Below are 26,417 nucleotides of genomic sequence, written 5' to 3'. Positions count from 1 at the left end.
TAATCGATGACATGACCACCAGTCCCAGGCGTCGCGGGCACGACCCGGAGTCCGTGCTCCGCACGGCCGTGGGCGTGTTCAACGAACGCGGCTACGACGGGACCAGCATGGAGGACCTGGCCCGTGCGCTCGGCGTCACCAAGTCGGCGATCTACTACCACGTGCCCGGCAAGGAGCAGCTGCTCGCCAGGGCCCTGGACCGCGCGCTCGACGGCCTGTTCGAGATGATCGCCGACGAGCGCGCGTCCTCGGGCCGGGCGATCGACCGCCTGGAGTGGGTGGTACGGCGCAGCGTCGCGATCCTGGTCGACCGCCTGCCGTACGTGACGCTGCTGCTGCGCGTCCACGGCAACAGCCCCACGGAGCTGCGGGCGCTGGAGCGGCGCAGGGAGTTCGACCGCTTCGTCAGCGCGCTGGTCAAGGAGGCGGCGGCCGACGGCGACATCCGGCCGGACATCGATCCGGCGCTGGTCACGCGGCTGCTGTTCGGGACGGTCAACTCCATCACGGAGTGGTACCAGCCGGGCAGGGGCGCCACGGCCGACGACGTGGCCGAGGCCATCGTCAGAATCTCGTTCGACGGTCTGCGGGTCTGACGGTCCGCACCAGCAGGCGGGCCTGGCGACGGCGGCCCCGGGCGGGGCGCTCGTCCTCTTCGGTCACGGGGGCGATCAGTTCGGCGAACCACGGGTGCATCGCGATCACGCTGCCAGGCTCAGGGCGTAGGCGCGCTCGACGGCCTCCAGCGCCCACCGCATCCGGGCGGCGTAGGTCTCGGGGTGGTCGCCCGCCTCCTGGGCCACATAGGCGGCGCACCGGGCCGGGTCGCCGCCGCAGGCGCACAGGGACGTCTCGACGGCGCGGCGGATCTGCTCGGGGGTGAGCGCCTGGGAGGGCTGAAGGGGAGAGGCGAACAGCACCTGGGCGAGGTCGGCGGTGGTCATGGGGTCCTCCTTCATCGGTCCGTCACTGGAATAGACCGTGGAGGACGCCGAAACTCATCGCTCTTCGAGGCTCCTGTGTCAGCTATTTCCCGGCTGTTTCGCCGGGCTGTGCCCTGGCCGGTCCAGGCCGCGTCATGACCGCACGCCTATGACGCGGCTATGACAGCGGCGGGCGATGCTGCCATGGCACGCCAGCGTTTTGGGGGCAGACACATGGCACAGCGTCCGCCGGGGTTCCGCGAGGTGTTCGCGGTGGGAGAGTTCCGCGCGCTGCTGGCGGCCCAGAGCCTCTCGACGGCCGGCGACCAGCTCGCGCGGCTGGCGCTGGCCATCCTCGTCTACGCCGACACCGGCTCGCCGGTGTTCACCGCGGTCGGCGTCGCCCTCACGTACGTGCCCGAACTGCTCGGCGGCCCGCTGCTGAGCGGGCTGGCCGACCGCTACCCGCGGCGGGAGGTCATGGTCGTCTGCGACCTCCTCCGGGCCTCGCTCATCGCCGCGGCCGCGATCCCCGGCCTGCCGTTGCCCGTGCTGTGGCTGCTCGTGTTCCTGGTGCAGGCGGCTACCGCGCCGGCCCGCGCCGCGCGGTCGGCGAACATGTCGGTCATGCTCGGCGGCGATCGCTACACCGAGGGGCTCGCGGTGATGTCCACGGCCGCGCAGATCTTCTATTTCGCCGGCTTCGCCTTGGGCGGCGTGCTGGTGAGCGCGGCGGGGCCGCACGTGGCGCTGCTGGTGGACGCGGGCACGTTCGTCGTCTCCGCGCTGCTGGTCCGCTTCGGCCTGCGGTGGCGCCCGGCGAGCAGACGGGGCGGCACGATGCTCGGCTCGGTCCGGGCAGGGGTGCGGCTCGTCTGGGGTGACCGCAGGCTGCGCGCGCTGGTGGCGCTGGCCTGGATCTACGGCTTCTACGTCGCGCCGCTCGGGCTCGCCGTGCCGTACGCGGACCAGATCGGGGCGGGAACGGTGGCCGCCGGCCTGTTCCTGGCGGCCGAGCCGATCGGCTCGGTGGCCGGTGGGCTGCTGCTCGCCCGCCTGGTCCCGGCCGATCTCCAGCACCGGTTGCTGGGCCCGTTGACGCTGCTCACCGGCGTGCCTCTGATGGCGATGGCGTTCGCGCCGCCGGCCTGGCCGTCGCTGATGCTGCTCGTGCTGTCCGGGGTCTTCGTCGCCTACCAGGTGATCGCGAATGCGACGTTCGTCATGTCGGTCGCCGTCGAGTACCGCGGTCAGGGGGTCGGTCTCGCGGCGTCGGGGCTGTTCGCCGCCCAGGGTCTCGGGATCTTGGGCTCCGGTCTGCTCGCCGAGGCCGTAGGGCCCGCGGCGAGCATCGCGGCCTTCGCGGCGGCCGGGGTGCTGGCCGCCGTTCCGGCCTGGGTCGCCTGGCAGCGGGCGACCCGCCCCCACGAACACGCGGGAAAGGAGGGATGATCATGGAATCCAGGCGAGCCTTGGACTGGCACGCGCCGATCGAGTGGAACGCGCCCGTCGAATGGCAGCTGCCTATCGAATGGCACTGAGTCCGCACTGGGCCCGCACTGGGCCCGCTCAGCCCGCCCGGCGCGTCCGATGGGCCCGCCGGGCGGGGATCCCGGCTTCGATGTCGGGGTCCACGGCGGCGATGGCGGCGACGAGGTCGCGTACCCGGGCACGGGCCGCGGCGGCGGCCCGCTCGCAGCCGCGCTCGCTGTGCACCTCGGCCACCTGGTGCAGGACGCGAGCCTGCCAGATCGGCGAGTCGATGGCCCGGGCGAACCGCTCGGCCTGGCCGAGCCGGCGCAGCGCCGTGTCGTGGTCGCGGCGCAGCCTGCTGGCCGCGCCCAGCGCCAGCCACGCCTTGGCCGCCACCAGGGGCTCGTCCACGGCGCCGGCGAGCTCGATCGCCTGGTGGAGGCACTCCTCGCCCGCGGCGAGGCGGTCCCGCTCGATGTGCAGGCAGCCCAGGCCGTAGCGCGCGAAGGCCTCGCCCCGCTGGTCGCCGAGGCCGGTGACGGTGGACAGCAGGTCGGTGAACGCCTTCTCCGCCTCCTCCAGCCGCCCAGAGGCGAGAAGCAGCTCCCCGATCCGGTAGACGACCTCCGGGTGGATGCGCGGGTCGACCGCCTGGCTCGCCGCGAAGGCCTTGGTCAGGTACGGGCGGGCGCAGTCGAGATGACCGACGTCCAGCAAGAGCTGGCCGAGCAGGCGCAGCACGAGGATCTCCGCGCCCGCGTCGCCGGCCTGGCGGACCGCCTGGAGGGCGCGCTCGCACCGCTCGACCGCCTCCCCGTACAGGCCTGTCATGCCCGCCGTGAACGCGGCCACCGCGCTCGCCAGCCCCCAGCCGTGCCGGTCGCCGCAGCGTTCGAAGAGCTCCAGGGCCTCGCCGACGGCCACGGCGGCCGGCTCGTAGCGGTGGCGGTAGGCCTCCAGCAGCGCGATCCCGGTGAGCAGGGCGGCGCAGCCGCGGGTGTTGGCGGCCGCGCGGGTGGCGGCGAGCGCGACCCGATGCGTCTCCTCCCAGTCGTCGTAGTGCCCGCGGGTCTGGAACAGCGCCACCGCGCTGACGGCCAGGTCCCAGCACAGCTCGTCGAGGCCGAGCGCGGCGGCCTGGCGGACGGCGGCGACGATGTTCGGGCGCTCGGTCTCGTACCAGGTGAGAGGGTCGGTGTCGACGATGTCCAGGCCCGGCGGCTGCCAGCGGGCGGCCGTGCCGTGCAGGACCGCGTAGTCTCCGCCGTACACCACCCGGTGCGCCCGCTCGACCAGCGCCAGCCAGCCGCTCAGCACGCGGGTGACCTCCTCCCGGCCGGCTCCGGGGAGCTCGCGGGCGTAGAGGCGGACGAGGTCGTGGAAGCGGTACCGCATGGGCCCGGCGACCTGGAGGAGCTGGGCGTCGACCAGGCTGTCGACGAGGTCGGGGGACCCGTTCGCGGCGAGCGCGGCCCAGCCGGGGAGCTCGGGGGCGTCGATCAGCGCGAGGGCCGACAGCAGCCGGAGCGCGGCCGGGGTGAGCCCCTTGGCCGACAGCGCGATGCTGCTGCGGACCTCCAGATCGCCGTGCGCGAGCTCGTCGAGCCGCCGCCGCTCGTCCCTGAGCCGCTCGGCCATGTGGCCGACCCGCCAGTGCGGCCGGCCGGCGAGCCGGGCGCCGGCGATCCGGAGCGCCAGGGGCAGGTTCCCGCAGAGCCGTACGAGCTCGTCCGCGGCCTCGGGCTCGGCCCGCAGCCGGTGCGCCCCGGCGACCTTGGCGAGGAACCGCAGCGACTGGGCCGGCGTCAGCTCTCCCAGCTCCATGCGGACGGTGCTGGGCAGAGCGCACAGTCTCGACCTGCTGGTGATCAGTACGGCGCAGCCCGCGCTGCCCGGGAGCAGGGGACGCACCTGCGCCTCGTCGACGGCGTCGTCCAGCACGACCAGGACGCGCCGCCCCGACAGGAGATCCCTGAACCTGGCCGCGCGCTCGGCCACGCCGGCGGGAAGGTCGTGCACCGGCTGACCCAGCGCGCACAGGAACTGGGCGAGCACTTCGCCGGGCGTCACGCGCCGGTCCTGCACGGCACGGAGCCGGGCGAACAGCTGCCCGTCCGGGAACCGTGCTCGCACACGGTGCCCGACGTGCAGGGCGAGTGCCGTCTTGCCCACCCCCGCCTTACCCGTGACGACCAGCACGGCCGTCGCGCGGCCGGCTTCGGGCCGCAGCGCCGCCTCCAGCTTCGCCGTCGCCCGTTCCCGTCCGGTGAAGTCCGGCACGTCCGGGGGCAGCTGGCCCGGGCGGGGCCGCCTGTCGATCCCCCGATCGAGGTCCAGTGCGGGATCCCCGGCGAGAATGGCCTGCTCCAGCCTGGCCAGTCGCGGCGCCGGCTCCAGCCCGAGCTCCGCCACGAAGGTCTGGCGCGCGGTCCGGTAGAGTGCCAGCGCGTCGGCCTTGGCGCCGCACCGGTGGAGGGCCAGCATCCGCAGCTCCCACATCCGCTCGCGCAGCGGGTGCTCCGCGGTGAGCGTGGCCAGCTCCGGCAGGAGCTCCCGGTGCCGGCCGAGCCATAACTCCAGCTCAAGGCATTCCTCCAGCGCGGCCAGGCGGGCCTCCTCCATGCCGGCCTTCTCCGCGTCCAGGACGCTGGCGTCGATGTCGGACAGAAGGGGGCCCCGCCACAGCGCCAGCCCGAGCCGCAGCGACACGACGGCCTCCGCGTGCCTGCCCTCGGCGGCGGCGCGGCGGCCCGCCTCGACGTGGCCGGCGTACTCGAGCAGGTCGAGGGTGTCCGGGCCGGCCTCGAGCAGGTAGCCGCCGGGCCTGGTCCTGATCACGCCGGGGCAGCCGGCCGCGGCCAGCGTCCTGCGCAGCCGTCCCACGGTGTTGCGGACCTGCCGCCGGGCCGACTCGGGCACCGGACCGGCGAAGGACACCTCGACCAGCTGGTCCACGGTGACCGTGCGGTTGGCGCGAAGCAGCATCAGCGCGAGCGACTCACGCTGGCGAAGCCCCAGGTCCACCACCTTCCCGTGCACCGTGACCTCGATCCGTCCGAGAACGTGGAACCGCACGGCCATGTGGTCGCCCTTTACGTCTTTCACCCCGTTTGCCGATAATCGTGGCCACGGGGGTGACGGGGTGTCCACACTCTGCAGTCCTGGCTGAAATCCCCAACGCAAGCAGCGAAGTCGTATGTTGCGCATCCATTTCACGAGCGAGGACCTTGCCCGGACGCGGATCGCCAAGACGGCGGATCCCCTGTGGGAGATCGCGCTGAGCATGTACCGCCTGGCGGGGCGCAGGGGCGGGAGCGCGTTCGCCGCCTGGCGCAGCCGTACCCGGCACGACCTGGCCAGGACGGGCAATACGGCCACGGTGCGGCGGGTTCTGGCGCCGCTCTTCCCCAGCGCCTCCTCCTACTTTCCCGACTTCCTCACCCCTCCCGACGGCACCGCCGGGCTGGAGGCGGGTGTGGAGGCCGTGCTGAGTACGCCGCGGCGGCTGCTCCGCCGGGAGCTGGACAAGCTGGCGGCCAGGACGGGCACGCCGTCATGGGCCTGGGGACTGGCCGACGGGCGCCGCGACGCCTTCCACGATCTGCGGAACGGGCTGCTGACCTACTTCGGCACGGTCATCGCACCGTACTGGTCCGACATCCAGGGCATGGTGGACGCCGACCGGGCGGTACGCGGACGCGCGTTCCTGGAGGGCGGGGCCGACGGCATGCTGGCCGCCTTCCGGCCGATCATGCGCTGGGAGCCGCCCGTGCTGTCGATGGACCATCCGGTGGACCGGGACGTGCATCTCGGCGGGCGGGGGCTGGTGCTGATCCCTTCCTACTTCTGCGTGGGGGCGCCCGTGCCGCTGGCGGATCCCGAGCTGCCGCAGGTGCTGGTCTACCCGATCCGGCGGGATCGCCCGCTGGCCGTACCGAAACAGGCCCCGGCTTCCCCCGCCCCCGTCGCCCGGTTGCTCGGACCCACCCGCGCCGCCATCCTCCGTGCCACCGTCGAGGGGGCCACGACCGGCGAACTGGCCCGGCGCCAGGGGATCCACGCCTCCGGCGTGAGCCAGCACATCCAGGTGCTGCGCGAGGCGGGCCTGATCGTCAGCCGCAGGATGGGCGCCCACGTCATGCACACCATCACCCCCTTGGGCGCGGCCCTGCTGGCGGGCACTACGGACGGCACACCCGCCGGAGACCGGCGCCCACGCGGGCTATGACACCGCTATGACGGCGCTGGGCGACCCTGGATCGGGCAAGATCCGCCACCGAGAAGGGGGAGAGACATGCGGATTCTCACGGGGGTCCTCGCCGTCGTCATGGGGGCCGCGCTGCTGACCGGATCGGCACCCGGGACCGCGTCGGCGTCCGCGGGCTCGTGCCCTCCGCGTAACAGCAACGTCGACGAGAGCCCGCGCCACGACTGGACGACCTTCGCCCGCTACAAGGGCTATCTCCGATTCACCGGCGCCACCACATATACCGCGCACATCGGCATCGACGACTACGAGGCGGACGGGCAGGATCCATACTTCTACTTCATCTACTTCTACGACAACCCCGACGGCACGTCGGACATCCACCGGACCCGGAGATGGACCCATTCGGCCTACGCCGGCGGCGGCTGGGTCTGCCACCGTGCGTGGGTCAACTCCTCCAACGACGGCAGGGTCATCGACCATATCTATATGTACGCCGGCATACCTGCCAGCCCCAACTTCCTCATTAAGATCTGGAGCAACCCATACGCGGAGAACAAAGCCGGCATCGAGCGCTAGACGAGCAGGTCCCGAGTCGTCCGGGCCGGGCCGCCGCGCGGCGAAAACGAGCGGACCCGGCCGGGACGGCGGCGATGACGTTCAGGCGAGGAGATCCGGCGCGGGGTTCACGCGCCGACCTGCCGGCGATCCGGCGCGGGCGGGAGCTTGCCGCGCAGGTCCGCGCGGATCGCGTCGGCCAGCTTCTTGGTCGCGATGCGGTTGAGCGCCCCGCCCGCGACCGCGCCGGTGAGGAACGGGCCGAGCGTGGTCAGGTGGCGGCCGAGCAGGCGCATGAGCCGCCTGCGCAGCGCCGTCTTGGTGGCGGCGCCGAGGGCGAGGGTGACGCCGGCGGGGGCCAGGGGGTCGATGCCGCGCTGCCGGGCCCAGGCGGCGGTGAAGGCGGCCGCGCGCTGGGCGCCGGAGCCGTCGATGCGCACGCCGTACACCTCGTGCAGCTCGGCCAGCAGCTTGACCTCGATGGCGGCCACCACGATCGTCTCGGCGACCAGCTGGGCGGGGGCGGACAGCAGCAGCGGCGGGGCGGCGAACTCGGCGGCGGCCAGGGCGCCGCCGACGGCGCCGACGGTCATCGTCGCCTTCATGGCGGTGCGGACCAGGTCGTCGGCGAGGGCCTCGCCGGTCAGCCCGTGATGGTGCGCGGAGAGGGTCTGGAGATCTCTGATGGGAATGCGCGGCGCGATGCTGAGGAAGACGTCGGCCAGCCAGCGCCCGCGCCCGACACCGCTCGCACGCGCGCGCTTGGCGCCGCCGGACAGGCTCGCGGCAAGCCGGCCGAGCAGCCTGCGCCGCTCGGCCGGCTTCAGGTCGTCGGGGCGGGTGAGCCTGCCGACGAGTTCGCCGACCTCGTTACCGGGGTCGGCGATCTCCTCCCTGCCTCGGCGGTCTTTCTCCGTGGAGCCTTGGTGGTCTTTCTCCGTGGACACGACGCGAAACCTCCGTTCGTGCGGCGGTCGCCAGACTTGGACCCCTCGGTCAGGCGGCGCACTCCCGGCAGACCTGCTGGCCGTTCTTGTCGGAGGCCAGCTGGCTGCGGTGGTGCACCAGGAAGCACCGCGAGCAGGTGAACTCGTCGGCCTGCCGCGGGATGACCCGCAGCGAGAGCTCCTCGTTGGACAGGTCGGCGCCGGGCAGCTCCAGCGACTCGGCCAGGTCGGTCTCGTCGATGTCGATGCTGCCGGAGGACTTGTCGGTGCGCCGCGCCTGGAGCTCCTGGAGAGAGTCCTCCCCCAGGTCGTCGTCCGTCTTGCGCGGGCTGTCGTAGTCGGTTGCCATCGTGCTTACTCCATCCCCCTCATATGTCTGCGCGCCGTTCGCGCGTCGTGTAACGTCCGAGAGGCCTTTCTTGTGCCCGTTCCGTCTGGGAGATTCTGCAATCGGTACCCCGCCGGGACGGTCGCCGAACCTCCCTACACGCCAGGGCCTTCTGCCGGAAGCGTTGGTTAGCCAAATATGGCGAAAACCACAGCTTTGGCGTCATGCACCACCGTGTTCGACGGCACATCCAACCACATGTACGGCGACGGTGAGACTTCCGCGCCCGATCAACACGCCGGATCAGCGACCAGGCAGTCGAATGGTGACGACGAGTCCGCCCCCCTCGCGCGGCACGGCCGTCACGTTGCCGTGATGGGCCTGCACCACCGCTCGGACGATCGACAGCCCGAGACCCGCGCCCTTGGCGGAGTCCACGCGGTCGGCGTGGAGCCTCCGGAACGGCTCGAACAGGCTGTTGACCTCGTACGCCGGGACATGTGGCCCGGTGTTGGCCACCTGAACAACCAGCGCCCCCTCCGACATTCCCGTCCTGACCCAGACTTTTCCGGCTTCGGGAAGGTTGTACTTGATGGCGTTCTCCACCAGGTTGGCGACGGAACGCTCCAGCAGCACGGGGTCGCCCTGCGCGGGGGCGGGCGCGAGGTCGGTCGTCACGGTCACCCCGTGCTCCTCGGCGAAGGGGGCCAGCTGCTCCACGGCGGTCCGTGTCACGTCCATGACGTCCACGGGCTTGCGCACGGCCAGCTCCCGCTCGCTCCTGGCCAGCAGCAGCAGGCCCTCGATGAGCTTCTCGTTGCGGGCGTTGACCTCCAGGAGGGTACGGCCCAGCGCCTTGAGGTCCTCCGACGCCTGGGGGTCCGACAGGGCGATCTCCAGGACCGTCCTGTTGATGGTCAGCGGGGTGCGCAGCTCGTGGGAGGCGTTGTCGACGAAGCGGCGCTGGGAGTCGAAGGCGATGTTGAGGCGGGTGAGCATGGCGTCGAAGGTGTCGGCCAGCTCCTTGAGCTCGTCCTGGGGGCCCTGCAGGTCGATGCGCTGGTGGGCGAGGGTGCTCTCGGAGAGCTTGCGCGCGGTGGCGGTCATCTTGGCGACGGGCCGCAGGGCGCGGTCGGCGACGAGGTAGCCGAGGATGAGCGCGAAGATGCCGACCCCGATCAGCGCCATGATCGAGCTGTGCAGCAGGTCCTCACGCGCGTTCTGGATCGTGATCTTCTCCAGGGCGCGCCATTGCACCTGCAGGCGGGCGTTCTCCAGGTCGTCGACGCCGAGGTTGCGGAAATCGATGGGCGGCCACGACGTGGAGATGGAGTTGCCGACGATCATGTACATCGTGAACAGCAGCACGCTGGCCGCCGCGAAGAACAGCGCGCCGTAGGTGAGCGTGAGGCGCCAGCGGATGCTGACCTTCCCCGGCAGATCCTTGATCCACTCCGTGGGGGAGCGGTCGAGGGGCGCCGCGCCGGGCGGCGGCGGCCCGTCCCACACGGGCGGCCCGCTGGGCGGCGGGGGCTGGCCCCTGCGCGCCGCCCGCTCCGAGTGCGGGCTGATCATCGGGTGGGTGGGCCGCTCGCTCACAGCTTGTACCCCACCCCGGGCACCGTCTCGATCACCTGGGGCTCACCCAGCTTCTTCCGCAGCGTCATCATGGTCACCCGCACCACGTTGGTGAACGGGTCGATGTTCTCGTCCCACGCCTTGTCCAGCAGGTCCTCCTGGCTGACGACGGCGCCCTCGGCGCGCATCAGCTCCTCCAGGACCGCGAACTCCTTCTTGGTGAGCACGATCTCCCGGCCGTCGCGCTCGACCAGCCGCTTGCCGGGGTCCAGCCGGATGCCCGCGCGCTCCAGCACGGGCGGCAGCGGCGGCGCCGAGCGGCGGCCCAGCGCCCGCACCCGCGCGACCAGCTCGATGAAGACGAACGGCTTGGCCAGGTAGTCGTCGGCGCCCAGGCCCAGCCCCTCGACCTTGTCGTCGACGTCGCCCGCGGCGGTCAGCATGAGGATGCGCGTGGCCGAGCGCTGCTCGACCATCTTGCGCGCCACCTCGTCGCCGTGCACGACCGGCAGGTCGCGGTCCAGCACGACGACGTCGTAGTCGATGTAAGAGAGCTTCTCCAGCGCGGCCGCGCCGTCGTAGGCGACGTCGACGGCCATGGCCTCGCGGCGCAGACCCGTCGCGATCGCGTCGGCGAGCACCCGCTCGTCCTCGACCACCAAAACCCGCACAACAACTCCTCACGTCAGGTTACTCATTGTCGCCGCAGCGCCGATAAGCGCACGGTAAGTCATGGGCGCGGGTCACGTGCGCCGCGAAGGCGGCCGACGGCACCGACGGCACACGAATTCGGATGTTTCAGCACGGCACGCCCGTGGGTAGACCAGCCGAACACCCACCCCCGTGTTTGCGAACCCCTGAGAGAAGGTGAGATGGGCGAGTTCACGACCACGATCGAACACCGCCTCGACCAGGCATACAAGGGCCTTCGCGAGGCGAGGTCGGCCGGTGACGACTACCTCGCCGAGACCCTCACCGCCGAGATCGAGGACCTGCGCCGCCTGGCCGACGATCACGGCATCCCCCTGTCGCGCTGCTCGTGAGGGGCAGCGTGTGAAGCCCTTCTGACACCCCCTTTCCGAACCCCTCCGGAAGGCACGGAAAGCCAAGGAAAGTCACGGAAAGCCGCCCGCGGACCGCCGCGGGCGGCTTTCCTCGTGCGCTCGCTCACCCCGAGCGTCGTGCGCCCGCCTCAGGCGTCGCGCTCGGGGTCCAGCGGCGCCAGCAGGTTGTGCAGCTCCTCGAACAGCCCCGGAGCCGCGCACAGCACCATCGACGGGCCGGCCGCCCTGCCGTGCAGGCCGCCGAACCGGGCGCCCGCCTCGGCGGCGATCAGCCCGCCCGCGCCGTAGTCCCACGGGTTGGTGCCGCGCTCGTAGTAGGCGTCGACCCGGCCGGAGGCCACCGAGCACAGGTCGACCGCGCACGAGCCGCCGCGGCGGATGTCGCGCACCCTCGGCAGCACATGGGCGACCACCTCGGCCTGGACCGCGCGCCGCCCGGCCGCGTAGCCGAACCCCGTGGCCACCAGCGCCCGCTCCAGCGGCACGCCCGTGTTGCAGCGCAGCCGTTCCCTGGGCGCGCCCTCCCCGGCCAGCCAGGCGCCGCCGCCGAGCGTGGCGGTGAAGACCTCCCCGCGCGGCACGACGTTGACGACGCCCGCGACGATCCGGCCGTCGACCTCCACGGCGATGGACACCGCCCATTCCGGCAGGCCGTACAGGAAGTTCACGGTCCCGTCGATGGGGTCGACGATCCAGCGGACGGCGCCCGAGCCGGTGCCGCCGCCCTCCTCCCCCAGCACGGCGTGCCCCTCCGGGATGCGCGAGCGGATGAGCCGCTCGGCCTCCTCGTCCAGCGCGGTGACCACGTCGGTGGGGCTGGACTTGGTGGCCACGACGTCGGGCCGCGCGGGGCGCTTGGCGAGGAGCATCTCGCCCGCCTCGCGCGCTATCTCCTCAGCGAGTGCCAGATAGTTCATGCAACGCAGTCCGGACGCTTCCACTCCTGGCCGAGCACGTGGTGGCCGAGGAAGGCGAGGATCGTCTCGTACCACGCCACGATGTTGCCCGGCTTGAGGATCCAGTGGTTCTCGTCGGGGAAGTACAGGAACTTGGCCTCCTTGCCGGTGCGCTGGAGGTCCCACCACAGGCGCAGGGCCTCGCCGATCGGCACCCGGTAGTCCTTGTCGCCGTGGATGACCAGCATCGGCGTGGTGATCTTGTCGAGCGACACGTGCGGGGACAGCTGACGCTGCAGCTCCGAGCCGGGCGCGCCGAGCTCGCGCTGCCAGTAGTTGGCCCCGTCGGTCGTGCCGCCGAACTGGTCCAGCGCCCACAGCGAGGCGTGGGTGACGATCGCCTTGTAGCGGTCGGTGTGCCCGGCGACCCAGTTGGCCATGTAGCCGCCGTAGGAGCCGCCCATCGCGGCGATGCGCTCGCTGTCGACCTCCGGCCTGGCCAGCGCCGCGTCCACGATCGCGTCGAGGTCGGCCATGGTGCGCGGGCCCCAGTTGGCCCAGCCGCGGTCGATCATGTGCTGGCCGTACCCGGTGGACAGGCACGGGTCGGGGAGGAGGACGGCGTAGCCGTGCTCCGCCATGATCCACGGGTTCCAGCGCCAGGACCAGTCGTTCCAGGAGGCGATGGGGCCGCCGTGGATCCACAGCAGAAACGGCGCCGGGTCGTCGGCCGAGGCGTCCTTCGGCAGCACGAGCCAGCCGCGGATCTCCTGGCCGTCGTCGGCGGTGGCGGTGACCTCGGTGAGGCGGCCGGGCAGCGCCGGCTCGGGCGCGGGCGAGGGCAGGCGCAGCAGCTCGCCGGTGGCCGGCTCGACGCGGACCGGCACGGCGGGCGAGTCGACCGCGCTGCGCAGCGCGTAGAGGTAGCGGCCGTCGGCCGAGCGGTTGAGCTCGAGGTAGGCGCCGTCGTCCCGGGTCACGCGGGTCACCTCGCCCTCCAGCGGCACGCGGAAGACCGGGCGGCGGCCCCGGTGGTCGGCGGCGATGAAGACGGCCGAGGAGTCGGCGGCCCACTCGATGGCCGAGGGGAACAGGTCGGGGGCGTAGGCGGCGCCCTCGCCGGTGGCCAGGTCGCCGATCCACAGCTCCATGCGGGCCGACACGTCCACGGCGGTCACGCGCTCGCGGACGCAGGCGACCTTCGTGCCGTCCGGCGAGACCTTCGGCCCGTAGAAGTCGAAGCCGTCGTCGGCGAACACCGTGCGCCGCTCGCCGGTGGCCACGTCGATCGCCACGATCTGGGAGCGGTTCTCGCCCAGCGGCAGGTACACGCGCCAGCCGGTCACCACGGTGGAGCCGTCGGGCGTCAGCTCGAAGGAGGTCTCGCGCAGCGCCTCGCCGGAGTCGGGGGTCAGGTCGCGCACGTCCTCCAGCCGGTCCTCGCCCAGCCGTCCGGCGAACAGGCGCGGCCGCCCGGGGCCCAGGTCGTGGTCCCAGAACCGGACCGGGTAGCCCTCGTGGAGGATCGCGCTGATCCCGGCGTCCTTGCGGGCCTTGCGGCGCTCCTCCTCGGCGGACTCCTCGCCGTCCAGCACCTCGGAGGCGAACACGACCGTCTCGCCCGCCGCGCGGACCGCGCCGATGCCGCCCGGGCGGGCGGCCACCTGGCGGGACTCGCCGCCGGTGTGGGGCAGCTGCCAGAGCGCGGGGACCTCGTCGTCGGAGTCCTTCACCGTCGGGTCGGGACGTCGCGAGGTGAACAGCACGTCCCCCGAGCCGGTGAACTCCGCGCTGGCCTCCCCCTTGGCGGACCTGGTCAGCCGGTACGGCGCGCGGCCGGCCGAGTCGTCGGCGGGAATGGCCCACAGGGCGGTGCCGTAGGACTTGCCGTCCGGGTTGAGGGACTGCACGACGCCCACCAGCCGGGTGCCGTCGGGCGACAGCCGCAGCGAAGTGAGGCGGGGAATGGCTACATACTCACGAATGTCCTTGAATGCGCTCACCTGATCGAACCTACCGGCCAGCGCATAAGGTTGTCGCCGTGGGAAGCTACGACGCGCTGCTGGTCCTGTCCTTCGGCGGCCCGGAAGGGCCCGACGACGTCATGCCGTTCCTGGAGAACGTGGTGCGCGGCCGGGGCGTGCCGCGCGAGCGGCTGCTGGAGGTGGCCGAGCACTACCAGAGGTTCGGCGGCGTCAGCCCGATCAACCGGCAGAACCGCGAGCTGGTGGCGGCGCTTCGCGAGGTCGTGGACGTGCCGGTCTACTGGGGGAACCGCAACTGGCACCCGTTCGGCGAGGACACCGTCCGCCGGATGGCCGCCGACGGGGTGCGCAAGGCGGCGGTCTTCGCCACCTCCGGCTTCGCGGGGTATTCGAGCTGCCGGCAGTACTACGAGGACATCGCGCGCATCGGCTTCGAGGGCGGGCCGGAGCTGGTCAAGATGCGGCACTTCGGGGACCATCCGGGGTTCGTGGCGGCCATGGCCGACCGGGTGCGGGAGGCGCTGGACCGGCTCGGGCGCGCCGACGCGCGGCTGGTCTTCACCGCGCACAGCATCCCCGTCAGCATGGCGCGTACGGCGGGGCCGGCGGGCGGGCTGTATGAGGCGCAGCTGCGGCGCTCGGCGGCGCTGGTGTGCCAGGCGCTGGGCTATGAGGGCCCGTGGGACCTGGTGTGGCAGTCGCGCAGCGGGCCGCCGGAGGTGCCCTGGCTGGAGCCCGACGTGCTCGACCACCTGGCCAAGCTGTCCCAGCCCGTCGTGCTCGTGCCGATCGGCTTCGTGTCCGACCACATGGAGGTCGTCTACGACCTCGACGTGGAGGCGCGGCAGCTGGCCGCCGAGCTGGGCCTGCCGCTGGAGCGCGCCGGCACGGTGGGCACGCACCCGCGGTTCGTGCGCATGGTGCGGGAGCTGATGGAGGAGCCGGAGCCGGTGCCCTGCCCGGCGACCTGCTGCCCTCCGCCGCGCCGTCCCCGGGCGCCTCAAGCGTAGGCGCGGGCGTAGGCCTCGGCGAGCCCCAGCACCTTGTCCACGTACGACCAGGAGTGGTTGTAGAACCAGATCGCCTTGCGCAGCTTCTCCCCGCCCTGGCCCGCGCCGTTCGCGCACAGGTAGTTGGCCGCCCCCGGCACCGCGTCGTACGGGCTCCAGATGTCCTTGACCCCGTCCCCGTCGCCGTCCACGCCGTAGGCGGCCCACGTGCGCGGCATGAACTGCATCGGCCCCAGCGCCCCCGCGCTGGAAGGCCCGTTGTTGCGCCCGTGGGAGCTCTCCACCTGCCCGATCGCCGCCAGCACGGTCCACGACAGCCCCGGGCAGCGCGTGGCGGCCGCCTTGTACAGCTCCAGGTAGCTGCCGGGCCGTCCCACGTTCACCGGGCGCGCCTGCGGCGGTGGGGTCCTGCGCTGCAGCGACACCACCTGGCTGCCCTCGCCCATGACCTTGCGCACCCGCGCCTCGCTGATCTTCCCGTCCTTGCCGTGGAGCAGCACGACGACGCCCTTCGCCAGCCCCAGCGAGGCGCCGGTCGCCGTGCTGACGATGCCGTCGATGCCCCTCAGCCCCAGCGGCGCCGATCCCGCCAGGCGCAGCCGTGGCCCGCGGTCGATCTGGTACTCCGCGCCCAGGATGAGGCCCAGCCGCCGCACCGCCGCGCTGTCGGCGATCAGCTCGCCGCGCGCCAGGGCGCTCCACACGGCCGGCTCGTCCGCCACGGCCTGGGGCGTCCAGGAGCGGAAGTCGGCGGGGTTGACCGCGAGCAGGTTGATGCCCGCGCCCGACACGGTCACCAGGCCCGCGTCCACGGTGATCACCTTCTGCACGTGCTTGAGCCTGGCCAGCGCGTGCCGGGTGCGCACGGGGACGGCCGAGCCCGAGACGGCCATCACGCGCGGCGGCGTCGGGGTGACGCCGGGCCCGCCCCTGCCGAAGTCCTCGACCGGCTGCTGCCCGGCGGGCCGGGCCACGGGCACCAGGCTGTCGAGGCGGTCCGGAGGGGGAACGACGGCGGAGTGGGCGTCCCCGGGACGGTCGGACACGACGGTCAGGCCCAGCGCGGCGCCGGCGGCCGTCAACGCGATCGCGGCCGCCAGAACCGTCACGACCGCGCGGAGCGGAGAAGGGGCGGACACCTCGCTCAGAGTAGTGCACACCAACCGACGGGGCCGGAGGTCACTGTTTGCTGGGACTTTCCGGGTCGAGCCTGACGAGCCACGATGCGATCCGCTAACTTCATGACATCCCTCGCATCACCCATCACAACTGAAAGTTCACTTATGTCCCGACACATCACTTCACTTCTGGCACTCGCCTGTGTCACCGTCACGCTGACGGCGGCGCCGGCGCAGGCCACCCCGAAGGCGAAGGAAGAGGTCGACTGCACCCAGGTCAAGTGCCTCGCGCTGACCTTCGACGACGGGCCGGGCAAGTACGCCGACAAGCTGCTGGACACCCTGAAGAAGGAGGGCGTCAAGGCGACCTTCTTCCTCGAGGGCCAGTACGTGAAGTCCCGTCCCGCCTTCGCCAAGCGCATGGCCGCCGAGGGCCACGAGCTGGGCAACCACAGCTACACCCACCCGGACTTCACCAAGCTGGAGCCGTGGCAGGTGCGCGCGGAGGTCTCCAAGACGCAGGCCATCGTCAAGGAGGTCACCGGTGTGGAGCCCAAGCTGCTGCGCCCGCCGTACGGCCTGGCCGACGTGCTGACCTCCGACATCGCCGCCGAGCACGGCATGCCGATCATCCTGTGGACCGCCGGGTCCAAGGACTGGGCCACCAAGAACGAGGACGCCATCAAGCAGCAGGTCCTCGACGTGGCCAAGCCCAACGGGATCATCCTCATGCACGACTGGGTCAAGCAGACCGTGGACGTGATGCCCAAGATCGTCACGCTGCTCAAGAAGCGCGGCTACCATCTGGTGACCGTCTCGACCCTGGTCAAGCAGTACAACCTGCGGCCCGGCGACGTCTTCCCGCTTCCGGAGGGCTGGCAAAGCTGAGTATCGTTCACGTTTAACGCCGGACGATACTCAGGAGGGTGCATGGTCTTCACGAACTGGGCTCGTAACCAGAAAGGCACCCCCGCCGAGGTCCGCACGCCGACGTCGGTCGACGACGTCGCATCCGCCGTCAAGGACGCCGCCCGCGACGGGCGCCGCGTCCGCATGGTCGGCACGGGCCACTCCTTCACCGGGGTGGCCCTCACCGACGGCGTCATGCTGCGGCCCGACGCCCTGACCGGCGTCAGGTCCGTGGGCGACGACGGCGTCACGGTCATGGCCGGCACCCCGCTCTGGCGGCTCAACGAGGAGCTCGCCCGGCGGGGGCTGGCCCTGGCCAACATGGGCGACATCACCGCGCAGACCGTCGCCGGCGCCATCCAGACCGGCACCCACGGCACCGGGCGCGACACCGGCGGCCTGGCCGACCAGGTGACCGCGCTGGAGCTGGTGCTCGCCGACGGCTCGGTGACCACGGCCCGTCCCGGCGACGCGCTGTTCGACGCGGCCCGGGTGGGGCTGGGCGCGCTCGGCGTCCTGACCGCCGTCACCTTCCGCGCCGAGCCCGCGTTCCTCCTGCACAACCGGCGCACCGTGATGCCGCTGGCACAGATCGTCGACTCGCTCGACGAGCTCACCCAGGTCAACGAGCACCTGGACTTCTACTGGCTGCCGCACACCGACGCCTGCCTGGTCAAGACCAACAACCGGCACCCCGGCCCGGCCACCCCGCCCGGCGCGGTCAAGGAGTGGCTCGTCTACGACTTCCTGGAGAACAAGCTCTTCGGCGCGGTGTGCGCGCTCGGCGCCCTGGCGCCCGGCCTGGTGCCCACGCTCAACCGCGTCAGCGCCAAGGCGCTGGGCGACTCCTCCTCGGTCGACGCCTCCTACAAGGTCTTCGCCACCGTGCGGAAGGTGCGCTTCCTGGAGACGGAGTACGCCATCCCGCGCGAACACCTCGCCCAGGCCCTGCGCGAGCTGCGCGACCTGGTGGGGCGCAGCGGCTGGCGGATCTCCTTCCCCGTGGAGGTGCGGGTGACCCCGCCGAGCGACGCCTGGCTGTCGACGGCGTACGGCCGGCCCACGGCGTACATCGCCTGCCACACCTACCACGCCTCCCCCAACCCCGAGTACTTCGCGGCCGTGGAGGAGATCATGGTACGGCTGGCGGGACGCCCACACTGGGGCAAGCTGCACACCCGGGACGCTTCCTACCTCGGCGGGGTCTATCCGCGCTTCGCCGACTTCCTGAAGTTGCGGGACGAGCTGGATCCCCGGAGGGTGTTCACCAACCCCTACCTGGAGACCGTGCTGGGCAGCTGAGCCCTGCCGCTCCCACCGTGCACGGGCCGGTGTTCCCTGCTGTTCACTGCTGTTCACTGCGCCGGCTCGGCCTGCTGCGCGTCGCCGGTGTCCGGCGGCGGCTCGCTGCTCTCCGGCTCCTCCGGGACCTCCTGGCTCGGCGTGGGAGTCGGCACGGCCGTGGGCGCTCCGGTGGGGCCGTCCGTGGGCCGGCCGGTCGCGCTCGGCTTGGGCGCCGGTGTCGTCGCCTTGGGCTCGGCGGACGGCTTGGCGCTCGGCGTGGCACTCGGCGTGGGCTCGCTCCGGGTGGTGGCGGGCGTCCCGGCCGGCCGGTCCTCGCGCTCGTCGCGGCGGTCGTCGTCGGCCGGCGCGGGCCCCTGCTCGCGCGTGGGCGCCTTGCCGGTCACCGCCTCGTGCACGGTCCTGTTCGCGGCGGCCTGGTAGCCCAGGATCCCGCCCATGCTGATCGTGAAGATCAGCACGGTGGCCAGGGCCAGCTTCAGCCAGGGCAACGGCCGCCGCGTCTCGACCGGCGCCATCACGAGCGTGGCCGCCTCCTGCTCCGGCCGCCGCACGGTGGCGTGCACCGCCGTGGCCAGTTCGCCCTCCCCGTCCTGGTGCCTCGGCGGCTCCTGCTCCCGCCGCCGCCAAGGGATGGGCGTGTGCCGCCTGACCTTCTCCCCCGTGCGCTGGAGGTAGTGCGTGTAGACGGCGCCGCCGACCGTGCTGGCCACGCTCGCCACCGCCGCTCCGATCACCGTTCCCGTCACCCCGAGATAGGAGGCGGCCACCGCGGCGGTCACGGCCGCCAGCGCCCCTCCCGCGACCTGCGGCACGCTCAGCTCGAACTTCGGCTGTTCGCCGCTCATCCCCCGAATCAGTCCTCTCCTGTCACGCGAACGGTAAAGAGCTTCCTCGTGAATAGACGCGACCGCGTGTCCCGATGTTCCTGTGACGTGCGTGACAGGCAAATTCTCGGCTCGTGCCCCGCCGTACCGACCCAGCCGCCCCTGCCGCAGCCATGCCCGGGCGAGCCAGTTCACCCAACCGCCGGGCGGCCGAAGCCGCGATTCGTCACAATCCCACGAGGACGTGTCTCCTGCCCCGGCACCACGGGGAGGGCTGACAAGGGATGGATGTCGTAAATGTGACCGGCGTCACATCCTCTTCGGGCTCTCCCAGGAAGGCGATGTTCGGACATGCCGGGTACGGTGCTGGCAGGCAACCGGCACACGCGAGAGACTCAAGGGTCCGGGGGAAGATTGAGCACGACGCTGACGAAAGGACTCGCATGCAGGAGCTCCGACTCGTCGCGGTGAGCGAGGACGGTACTTACCTCGTCTTGGCGACAGCCGGGCGCGGTACCCGTTTCACGCTCCCCGTGGACGACCGGCTCCGCGCTGCCGTCCGCGGAAACTTCTCCCGTCTCGGCCAGTACGAGATCGAAGTGGAGAGTCCGTTGCGCCCCAAGGAGATCCAGGCTCGCATCCGTGCCGGGGAGACCGCCGAGGAGATCGCGGCCACCGCCGGCATCCCGGTCGAGCGGGTCCGCTGGTTCGAGGGCCCCGTGCTCCAGGAACGGGAGTACGTCGCTCAGCAGGCGCAGCGAGTCTCCGTCCGGCTGCCCGGGGAGTCCTCGCCCGGGCCCGCGCTGGGCGACCTGGTCGCCGAGCGGCTGACCCGCCGCGGCGTGCCCGCCGAGGAGATCGACTGGGACTCCGCCAAGCGCGACGACGGCCTGTGGCGGGTCAAGCTCGGTTATGTGTGGAACGGTCACACGCGCCACGCCGAGTGGCTGTTCGACCCGCGCCGCCGCCACGTCACCCCGCACGACGAGGAGGCCATGCGGCTGTCGCAGGCCGACTTCGACCCCGATCCCCCGGTGCCCGACTCGACCGTCACGCCGCTGTCCCCCCGCCTGGCCAAGCTCCAGCCCGTGCCGCCGCTGACCTCCGACACCGTCTCCTTCCCCGCCCCGGTACGGCGTGAGCAGCAGGAACCGCCCGCGGCCGCCGGGGCCGGTTTCGCCATCGAGCCGCCCCGCCCGCTCGGGCCCCCGCCGCGGCGGCCCGAGGACCGGGAGGTGGCGCTGCGGCCGGGTCCGGCGGCATCGGGCGTCCCGTCGCCGGGTTCTGCCTCCTCGGGGTCCGCGTCGCCGGGTCTGGCGGCGCCGGGCCGCGAGGAGCGTTCGGGCGAGCGTGAAGGGGAGGCGGCGCGTCTGGCGGAGCGTGAAGTGGAGGCCGCGCGGCGCGACGCTCCGGCGCCGTGGCTGCCCGACTTCGGGCAGTCCCGCGCCGACCGTCACCCCTCGCGCGATTCCGGCTCCACCGCCTCCCATGGATCGGCCGTGCCCGTCCCGCCGCCCGTCGCCGGTCCTTCGGCCCCGGCCCTTCCGGAGACCGAGCCGCCCGCCTACGAGCAGTCCACTCCCCTGGAGACGCTGGTGGGCCAGGTGCCGGTCCAGGAGTACGGCAAGGCCGACAGGGCGGGCAGGGCTGATGTGGCGGGCAGGGCCGCCGGTCCCGCCGCGCCCGCCGGGGACGCCGCCACCGCCGCGCCCGAGGAGCCCGCCGCGGTCGAGCCGTCGGCGGCGCCGGAGACGGCCCAGGCGGCCGTCGAGCGTGCGGCCACCGTCGAGCCCGAGGCGGCTGCCGGGACCCCGGCCGGGGACGAGGCGGTTGCCGAGCCCGAGGCCACCCAGTCCGCGGTGGCCGCCCAGGCAGACACCGCGTCGCAGCCCAAGGCGGTTCCCCAGCCCGAAGCCAGCCCCCGGCCCGAGACCGCTCCACAGGCCGAGACCGCCGCGCAGGGCGAGGCCGCACAGGCAGAGACCGTCCCACAGGCAGAGGCAGCCTCGCGGGATGGGATCGCCTCGCAGGCTGAGGCCTCCCCACAAGCAGAGACCGCCGCACAGGTCGAACCGCAGGCCGAGGCCACTGCACAGGCTGGGCCTACCACGCAGGCCGAGGCCACCACTACGCGGGCAGAGCCCGCTCCGCAGGCGCAGGCTGCTCCTCCGGCGCAGGCGGCTTCCGAGGCGACCGCGGTGAAGGCCGAGCCTGCCGTGGAGCCCGCCGCCGCGAAGCCCGCCACCGCGGAGTCCGCCGTTGCCGGAACACCGGCCACCGCGAAGCCCGCCACCGCGGAGCCGGTCACCGCGAAGCCTGCCCCTGCGGAGCCGGCCGTCGCGAAGCCGCCCGCCGGGGAGACAGCAGAGGAGGCGGCCAAGCCCGCTCCCGCGCGGCCCGCCGTACCGGCACCGGCCCCGGAGCCCGCGCCGGAGCCCAAGGTGCCGGCCGCGCGCGAGCCGAAGGACAAGTCCAAGCCCGAGCCCGACCACGCCCCCGTGCCCTCCCCGCCGCCCGCTCCGGCCGCCCGTCAGCCGAAGAAGGGCTCCAGGGGCCGGCGCGCGTCGGTGCCGAGCTGGGACGAGATCATGTTCGGCGCGCGCCGCCCCGAGTGAGGCGGCTCAGCCGTCCTCAAGGAACGGCGCGAGCCACTCGGGCGTGACCGCGCGCGGGAACCCGATCGTCTGCTCGGCCGACACGTCAACGGCCGAGTAGCCGCCCTCCCCCGCGCCCACGCCGACGACGACCGTGTACACGCCCGCCCGGCGCTGGAACCAGGTCTGCCTGATCCGCCACCCGACGACCGCGCGGCGCTCCACGACGGCCTGTGCGCGCCGCAGCGACCCAGAGCGCACCGTGAGGCGGACCCCGTCGTACCCGTGCCCGAGCGAGCGGTACCGGTCCAGCCCAAGCGGGATCCCGGCGCCCGCCAGCACCAGCGCCGGCGCGACCGCGACGCCCCAGTACGGCGGGCGCAGCACGGCGGCGGCCAGTGCGAACGCCACCCAGGGCGCGACGGCCCTGAACAGGCGGCGCTGCCGGGCGGCGGACGGATGGGCGACGAGCGGCCCGGTGTAGGGGCCCACGGCGTCCGCCAGCAGCTCGACGGCGACCTTCCTCGGCACGTCGGGCAGGAGCTGCCCGCGCGTCCGCGAGTCGCCCAGGCCGGTCACGATGGCCCAGGCCCGGCACACGCCCGCCCATCGCTCGGCCAGGCCGTCCACGATCTCGTACCCGCGCACCCGGGCCGACTCCAGCGACACGCTCCTGCGGGTGATGAGCCCGCGTTCGGCCACCAGGTGCCCGTCACGCCGCCGGAGCGTGAAGTCCCAGGTGAACACCGCGTACATCGCCCCGCCCGCGAACGGCATGGCGATCACCAGGACGACCGCCACGATCAGCAGGAGCTGCGGCCGGTCCCACAGCCACCGCCACACGCCGAGGGCCGCGTCGCGGCCGAATCCCAGGTTGTCGCCCCACTGGAAGACCAGGCCGATCGCGCCGCCCACCACCGCGAAGGGCGCGTAGAGGTACGCCCCGGACAGCGGGCCGTACACCAGCCACCTGCGCGGCACCTTGATGATCACGCTCTCGGTGGCTCCCGTGCCCCGCGCCGCCACGGCGGCCTGCGGGGCGCGGCGCAGCAGCGCCGCCCGCAGGCGCTCGGCCTCGGCCAGTGTGACGGCGTCGAGCTCGGCCTCCTCCTTCTCCTCGCCGCCCGCGCCCGTGTCGATCTTCAGGACGGCCAGCCCCAGCAGCCGGTGCATCGGCGGCGTGACCACGTCGACGCCCCGCACGCGCTCCAGCGGGATCGTGCGGACCGAGCGGCTGAGGAGCCCGCGCCTGATCTCCAGGCGCTCCTGGGCGACCACGTAGGTGAAGGCCGCCCAGCGCACCAGCGAGACGACGATCGTGCCGGCGACGCCCGCGACGACCCATATGTACGAGCTGGGCGAGAAACCGCTGGCGAACACCAGCAGGAGCGGCGGGACCAGCAGGGACGGCAGCAGCCGTATCGGGTGGATGAGCAGGACCCTGGGGCTCAGCCGCGAGACCGGCGCGGCAGCCGGGGCGCCGGGGCCGGTCATGTGGCGTCGTCCCTCAGCTCCTCGGCGCGCCGGGCCAGCTGCTCGGCGAGCGCGGCCGCCACCTCGTAGTCCAGCCCGACGATCGTGGAGGAGCCCGCGTGCGAGGCGGTGCGGATCTGGAGGGTGGCCAGGTTCAGCAGCCGCTCGAACCAGCCCTGGGTCTTGTCGACGGTCTGGATGCGGCTGACGGGCACGAACACCCACTCCCGGGTGACGAATCCGGATCGGGCGTAGACGACGTCACCCGACAGTTCCCAGCGATGGACGGCGTAGCGGACGAAGGGTCCGATCGCGCACAGCGGCAGCCCGATCGCCACGACGAGCGCGGGCAGCAGCCACCAGGCGTCCTGGAACCATGGGGGAACCCACGACCACCGGCTCCCGCCGACCCACCGGCCGGCCAGGAAGGAGCCGGCGGCCAGCACGGCGAAGCCGGACAGCGACTGCAGCAGCCACAGTCCCCTGGCCCGCGGCGAGACCCGGTGGGCCGGCTCGCGCAGGCGGCTCACGTGGAGATCCGTCCCGGCTCGGCGGCCCGTGGCGGGACGCCCTGCGTGTGGTGCACCGCCAACCTCACGCTGACCTCCTGTCCGCGACGGAGAAGGGTGCAAGGTCACCCTATGCCGCCAGGGTCGCGGCGTGACCACGCCGACCGGCCAGCTCGCCCCCGCTCCGGGGATCGGCCGGCGACCGGAGTGTGGCGAAAGTCACCTCTCAAATCCCTCTACTCCCACTGATTTCAGAACAGATTCCGGCCACCGACCCACCGGAAACGGTCTGCGCATCGCCCGGAGCCGCGTAGCATCATCCGGCATGGGGCTGCGCTATTTCTGGGCACGCCGAGCCGTCGCCACGGCGGCGGCGGCGGTTTTCGTGCTCGGCGTGGCCGGCTGCGCGGTCCTGCGCGGCGGCATCTCCTCCGCCCAGGACGTCGCGTCGATCACCGTCACCAGCTCCGAGTTCCGCGCGGGCGGCAAGCTGCCGCGCGAGTACTCCTGCGAGGGGACCAAGGGCAGCCCGCCGCTGCGCTGGTCGAGCCAGCCCCTGCCTCGCGCGAAGACCTTCGCGATCGTGGTCGACGACAGCTCGTCGTCGGACCCGGCCGTGCACTGGGTCATCTACAACATCGACCGCCGCACGACAGAGCTGGGCCCCGGGGTGTCCGAGGATCCCCCGGACGGCTGGACCGCCATGCAGGCCGTCCTGCCCGGCGGCAAGGGCAAGCCGGGCTACGTCCCGCCCTGCCCCAAGAGCGACGGCAAGCCCGGCAACTACCGGTTCAGCGTCTACGCGCTCAGGGACGAGGTGAAGGTTTCGGAGGGCGCCCCCCTCTCCGAGATCCTCCAGAAGATCGCGGACCTGACGATCGCGCGTGGCCGGCTCACGGCGGTCGACATCGAGTGAGAGGGCGAACACCGCAGGTAGTAGTAGTTACCAATTCTTCACTTAGGGTGTGACAACGCTCATAGTGGTCCGCCACAATCAGATCCAATTGTTAGACGTTGGTGATCAAAGGGGGAGGATCGCGTCGATGGCCGCGCGGTCCCACCGGCGTCACAGAGAGGCCATGGCAGAGGTGGTGCAATGACCGCGGTTATCGTCATATTGGTCGCTGTCGTGCTCCTCGTGCTCGTCGTCGTGGCACTGGGCATGAGATCCATGAACAAGCGGGAGAGCTCGCTTCCGCCGGAGCGCATGAAGGAGCTGGCCGAGAAGGAAGAGCTCAAGAAGGCTCGTTCGACTGACGAGTTCGCGGCTCACGAGCCCCGGATGACCAATTTCAGCCCCGACTTCAGCCCCATCGACGAGGAGGAGAAGCCCAAGCCCGTCCGCACGGGCCAGCGTGGCAAGCGCGGCGTGGACGAGTGGGGCAACGTGACCTCCGACGACGAGGACGAGGAGTTCTGGGCCAGCATCCGCAGCGACGCGGCCGAGGGCGGCTTCGGCGCGAGCGGTACGGTCAAGGCCCGCAAGGCGGCCTCCTCGGCCGACCGCCGGCCCGCGCCCGGCGATCCCAACGCCGCCACCGTGCAGGCGCCGTTGCCCCAGCGCCAGGTCTCCGCGTCCTCCCCCAAGCCAGCGCCCATCCCGGCGCCCGCGCCGGCCGCCGCGAGCCACGCCGAGCCGCGCACGCCCAGCCAGAAGGACCTGGCCGACCAGCGCACCGTCACCTTCGCCGCCCCGACGCCCGACGTGATGAGCATCCTCGGGCCCGGCAGCAAACCGGTGCCGCCGCCCTCGTCCGGCAACGCCTTCACCCCCGCCAGCGCCTCGACCTCCGGATCGTTCCCCGCCGCCAACGGCACCTCTTCCGGATCGTTCCCCGCCGCCAACGGCACCACCTCCGGGTCCTTCACCCCCGCCAACGGCACCACCTCCGGATCGTTCCCCGCCGCCAACGGCACCACCTCCGGATCGTTCCCCGCCGCGACCGGCAGCCCGTCGGGATCGTTCCCGGCCGTCGGCGCCTCCTCCACCTCGGGGTCCTTCCCCGCCGCCACGCCCTCGGGCTCCTACCCGGCCTCGCCCATCCACGGCGCGCCGAACAGCGACCCGTTCCCCGCCTACGCCAACGCCGCCGACGCCCTGGAGAGCACCTGGCAGACGCCGCCCCCGTCCAGCACGTCGGGATCCTGGCCGGCCTCGCCGGACATCCTCGACGACCCGGCCCCCGCTTCCGGCTCGGGTTCCTGGCCGGCGTTCGAGGCGGCCCGTCCCGCGGCTCCCGCGGCGTCGTATTCGGCCTCGTCCTACGAGGTCCGCCCCGGCTACGCCGCCCCCGACGGGGACGCGCTGACCGGCCCCTCGCCCGCCGTCGGCACGCCGACCGCGCCCGGCAGGGCGGTCTCGCCGTACGACGACGTGCTGTCCTCCCCGGCCTACGAGCGGGCCGGCTACTCCACCCCGGCCGCGCCCTCGAGCCCGGCCGCGTGGCCCGAGCCGCCCGCCGACATGTGGCCGTCCTACGGCCAGGTGTACGGCTCGCAGCAGCAGGAGGCCGGAGCGCGCGGCGGTCGCGCCTCCCGCCGCCGGTCCGCCGACCCGCAGCAGGACTACCCCGACTACTACCGCTGACGTTCGCGGCGGGGTCGTCGCGCGAGGGAGGCCCGGTGACCCCGCCCCACCGACCGTCCCCATCCCAGGCCGTCACGCTCCCCTGACTTCCGGCACGTGTACGGCGAGGCGAATGATCATGCGAGCCTC

At 72.7% G+C, this 26,417-nt stretch carries 23 protein-coding genes; 11 read left to right on the top strand and 12 right to left on the bottom strand.

Features of this window, described 5'->3' with window-relative positions; all coding sequences use genetic code 11:
- The first annotated feature begins 11 nt into the window (after window positions 1-11).
- The gene (locus BSB02_RS06445) at window positions 12-596 is read left to right on the top strand and encodes a TetR/AcrR family transcriptional regulator (RefSeq protein WP_084957752.1); all 585 of its coding nucleotides are present in this window, start codon (window positions 12-14) and stop codon (window positions 594-596) included.
- Window positions 597-701: 105 nt separating this feature from the next.
- Here the strand turns inward: BSB02_RS06445 and BSB02_RS06440 are convergent, their stop codons facing one another.
- Window positions 702-944, bottom strand: coding sequence for a hypothetical protein (locus BSB02_RS06440; RefSeq protein ID WP_084957912.1), 243 nt, complete (start codon window positions 942-944; stop codon window positions 702-704).
- Window positions 945-1,157: 213 nt separating this feature from the next.
- On the opposite strand from BSB02_RS06440, the gene BSB02_RS06435 reads away from it, so the two are divergent.
- Window positions 1,158-2,375, top strand: a complete 1,218-nt coding sequence (locus BSB02_RS06435) for an MFS transporter (RefSeq protein ID WP_084957751.1) — start codon at window positions 1,158-1,160, stop codon at window positions 2,373-2,375.
- Window positions 2,376-2,492: 117 nt separating this feature from the next.
- On the opposite strand, the gene BSB02_RS06430 is transcribed toward BSB02_RS06435, so the two are convergent.
- Window positions 2,493-5,477: an AfsR/SARP family transcriptional regulator gene (locus tag BSB02_RS06430; RefSeq protein WP_158088572.1), complete on the bottom strand. Its 2,985-nt coding sequence runs from the start codon at window positions 5,475-5,477 to the stop codon at window positions 2,493-2,495.
- A 115-nt stretch (window positions 5,478-5,592) separates the two neighbouring features.
- On the opposite strand from BSB02_RS06430, the gene BSB02_RS06425 reads away from it, so the two are divergent.
- Entirely contained in the window at window positions 5,593-6,624 is a 1,032-nt protein-coding gene (locus BSB02_RS06425; RefSeq protein WP_084957911.1) for an ArsR/SmtB family transcription factor, read from the top strand.
- Between the two features lie 66 nt (window positions 6,625-6,690).
- A complete protein-coding gene (locus BSB02_RS06420; protein ID WP_084957749.1) occupies window positions 6,691-7,182 on the top strand; it encodes a hypothetical protein in 492 nt (163 codons plus the stop codon).
- 107 nt (window positions 7,183-7,289) lie between these two features.
- Here BSB02_RS06420 and BSB02_RS06415 read toward each other — a convergent pair whose 3' ends face one another.
- The 4 genes from BSB02_RS06415 to BSB02_RS06400 form a co-directional block, all read right to left on the bottom strand.
- A complete protein-coding gene (locus BSB02_RS06415) occupies window positions 7,290-8,108 on the bottom strand; it encodes a hypothetical protein (protein ID WP_240506228.1) in 819 nt (272 codons plus the stop codon).
- Between the two features lie 49 nt (window positions 8,109-8,157).
- A complete protein-coding gene (locus BSB02_RS06410) occupies window positions 8,158-8,457 on the bottom strand; it encodes a DUF4193 domain-containing protein (protein WP_084957748.1) in 300 nt (99 codons plus the stop codon).
- Between the two features lie 282 nt (window positions 8,458-8,739).
- A complete protein-coding gene (locus BSB02_RS06405) occupies window positions 8,740-10,011 on the bottom strand; it encodes a sensor histidine kinase (protein WP_084957909.1) in 1,272 nt (423 codons plus the stop codon).
- 20 nt (window positions 10,012-10,031) lie between these two features.
- Window positions 10,032-10,685 (bottom strand): response regulator transcription factor, encoded by a 654-nt coding sequence (locus BSB02_RS06400; RefSeq protein ID WP_084957747.1) that lies wholly within the window; start codon window positions 10,683-10,685, stop codon window positions 10,032-10,034.
- Between the two features lie 201 nt (window positions 10,686-10,886).
- On the opposite strand from BSB02_RS06400, the gene BSB02_RS41040 reads away from it, so the two are divergent.
- Complete coding sequence (locus BSB02_RS41040; protein ID WP_169729360.1) at window positions 10,887-11,057, top strand: hypothetical protein; 171 nt, start codon at window positions 10,887-10,889, stop codon at window positions 11,055-11,057.
- Window positions 11,058-11,206: 149 nt separating this feature from the next.
- Here the strand turns inward: BSB02_RS41040 and BSB02_RS06395 are convergent, their stop codons facing one another.
- A complete protein-coding gene (locus tag BSB02_RS06395) occupies window positions 11,207-11,995 on the bottom strand; it encodes an inositol monophosphatase family protein (protein WP_084957746.1) in 789 nt (262 codons plus the stop codon).
- Window positions 11,992-13,977, bottom strand: a complete 1,986-nt coding sequence (locus BSB02_RS06390; protein ID WP_084957745.1) for a S9 family peptidase — start codon at window positions 13,975-13,977, stop codon at window positions 11,992-11,994. The genes BSB02_RS06395 and BSB02_RS06390 overlap by 4 nt, the downstream gene beginning before the upstream one ends.
- A gap of 38 nt (window positions 13,978-14,015) precedes the next feature.
- Here BSB02_RS06390 and BSB02_RS06385 point away from each other — a divergent pair, with 38 nt between their 5' ends.
- Window positions 14,016-14,969, top strand: a complete 954-nt coding sequence (locus BSB02_RS06385) for a ferrochelatase (RefSeq protein WP_206184539.1) — start codon at window positions 14,016-14,018, stop codon at window positions 14,967-14,969.
- Here the strand turns inward: BSB02_RS06385 and BSB02_RS06380 are convergent.
- The gene (locus BSB02_RS06380; RefSeq protein WP_240506227.1) at window positions 14,960-16,108 is read right to left on the bottom strand and encodes a lytic transglycosylase domain-containing protein; all 1,149 of its coding nucleotides are present in this window, start codon (window positions 16,106-16,108) and stop codon (window positions 14,960-14,962) included. The genes BSB02_RS06385 and BSB02_RS06380 overlap by 10 nt on opposite strands.
- Window positions 16,109-16,252: 144 nt before the next feature.
- Between BSB02_RS06380 and BSB02_RS06375 the strand changes: the two genes are divergently transcribed.
- Window positions 16,253-16,975 carry a polysaccharide deacetylase family protein gene (locus BSB02_RS06375; RefSeq protein ID WP_084957743.1) on the top strand — a complete coding sequence of 241 codons (723 nt, stop codon included), beginning with the start codon at window positions 16,253-16,255 and terminating at the stop codon, window positions 16,973-16,975.
- A 42-nt stretch (window positions 16,976-17,017) separates the two neighbouring features.
- Window positions 17,018-18,298 (top strand): D-arabinono-1,4-lactone oxidase, encoded by a 1,281-nt coding sequence (locus BSB02_RS06370; protein WP_084957742.1) that lies wholly within the window; start codon window positions 17,018-17,020, stop codon window positions 18,296-18,298.
- Window positions 18,299-18,351: 53 nt separating this feature from the next.
- On the opposite strand, the gene BSB02_RS06365 is transcribed toward BSB02_RS06370, so the two are convergent.
- A complete protein-coding gene (locus BSB02_RS06365; protein WP_084957741.1) occupies window positions 18,352-19,146 on the bottom strand; it encodes a hypothetical protein in 795 nt (264 codons plus the stop codon).
- Window positions 19,147-19,409: 263 nt separating this feature from the next.
- Here BSB02_RS06365 and sepH point away from each other — a divergent pair, with 263 nt between their 5' ends.
- Entirely contained in the window at window positions 19,410-21,740 is a 2,331-nt protein-coding gene (gene sepH, locus BSB02_RS42020; protein WP_338064323.1) for a septation protein SepH, read from the top strand.
- Between the two features lie 6 nt (window positions 21,741-21,746).
- On the opposite strand, the gene BSB02_RS06355 is transcribed toward sepH, so the two are convergent.
- Together BSB02_RS06355 and BSB02_RS06350 are read right to left on the bottom strand one after the other, a co-directional pair.
- Window positions 21,747-23,213, bottom strand: a complete 1,467-nt coding sequence (locus tag BSB02_RS06355; RefSeq protein WP_084957739.1) for a PH domain-containing protein — start codon at window positions 23,211-23,213, stop codon at window positions 21,747-21,749.
- Complete coding sequence (locus BSB02_RS06350) at window positions 23,210-23,722, bottom strand: PH domain-containing protein (RefSeq protein WP_240506226.1); 513 nt, start codon at window positions 23,720-23,722, stop codon at window positions 23,210-23,212. Before BSB02_RS06350 ends, BSB02_RS06355 begins: the two co-directional genes overlap by 4 nt.
- Window positions 23,723-24,026: 304 nt before the next feature.
- Between BSB02_RS06350 and BSB02_RS06345 the strand changes: the two genes are divergently transcribed.
- Complete coding sequence (locus tag BSB02_RS06345) at window positions 24,027-24,617, top strand: YbhB/YbcL family Raf kinase inhibitor-like protein (RefSeq protein WP_084957738.1); 591 nt, start codon at window positions 24,027-24,029, stop codon at window positions 24,615-24,617.
- 180 nt (window positions 24,618-24,797) lie between these two features.
- Complete coding sequence (locus BSB02_RS06340) at window positions 24,798-26,288, top strand: hypothetical protein (RefSeq protein WP_143590314.1); 1,491 nt, start codon at window positions 24,798-24,800, stop codon at window positions 26,286-26,288.
- Window positions 26,289-26,417 lie beyond the last annotated feature (129 nt).

This window comes from Thermoactinospora rubra (genome assembly GCF_002093975.1).
GTDB classification, from domain to species: domain Bacteria; phylum Actinomycetota; class Actinomycetes; order Streptosporangiales; family Streptosporangiaceae; genus Nonomuraea; species Nonomuraea rubra_A.
Note: the sequence above shows the minus strand (reverse complement) of the source record. Positions and strands in the feature narration are given on the sequence as shown.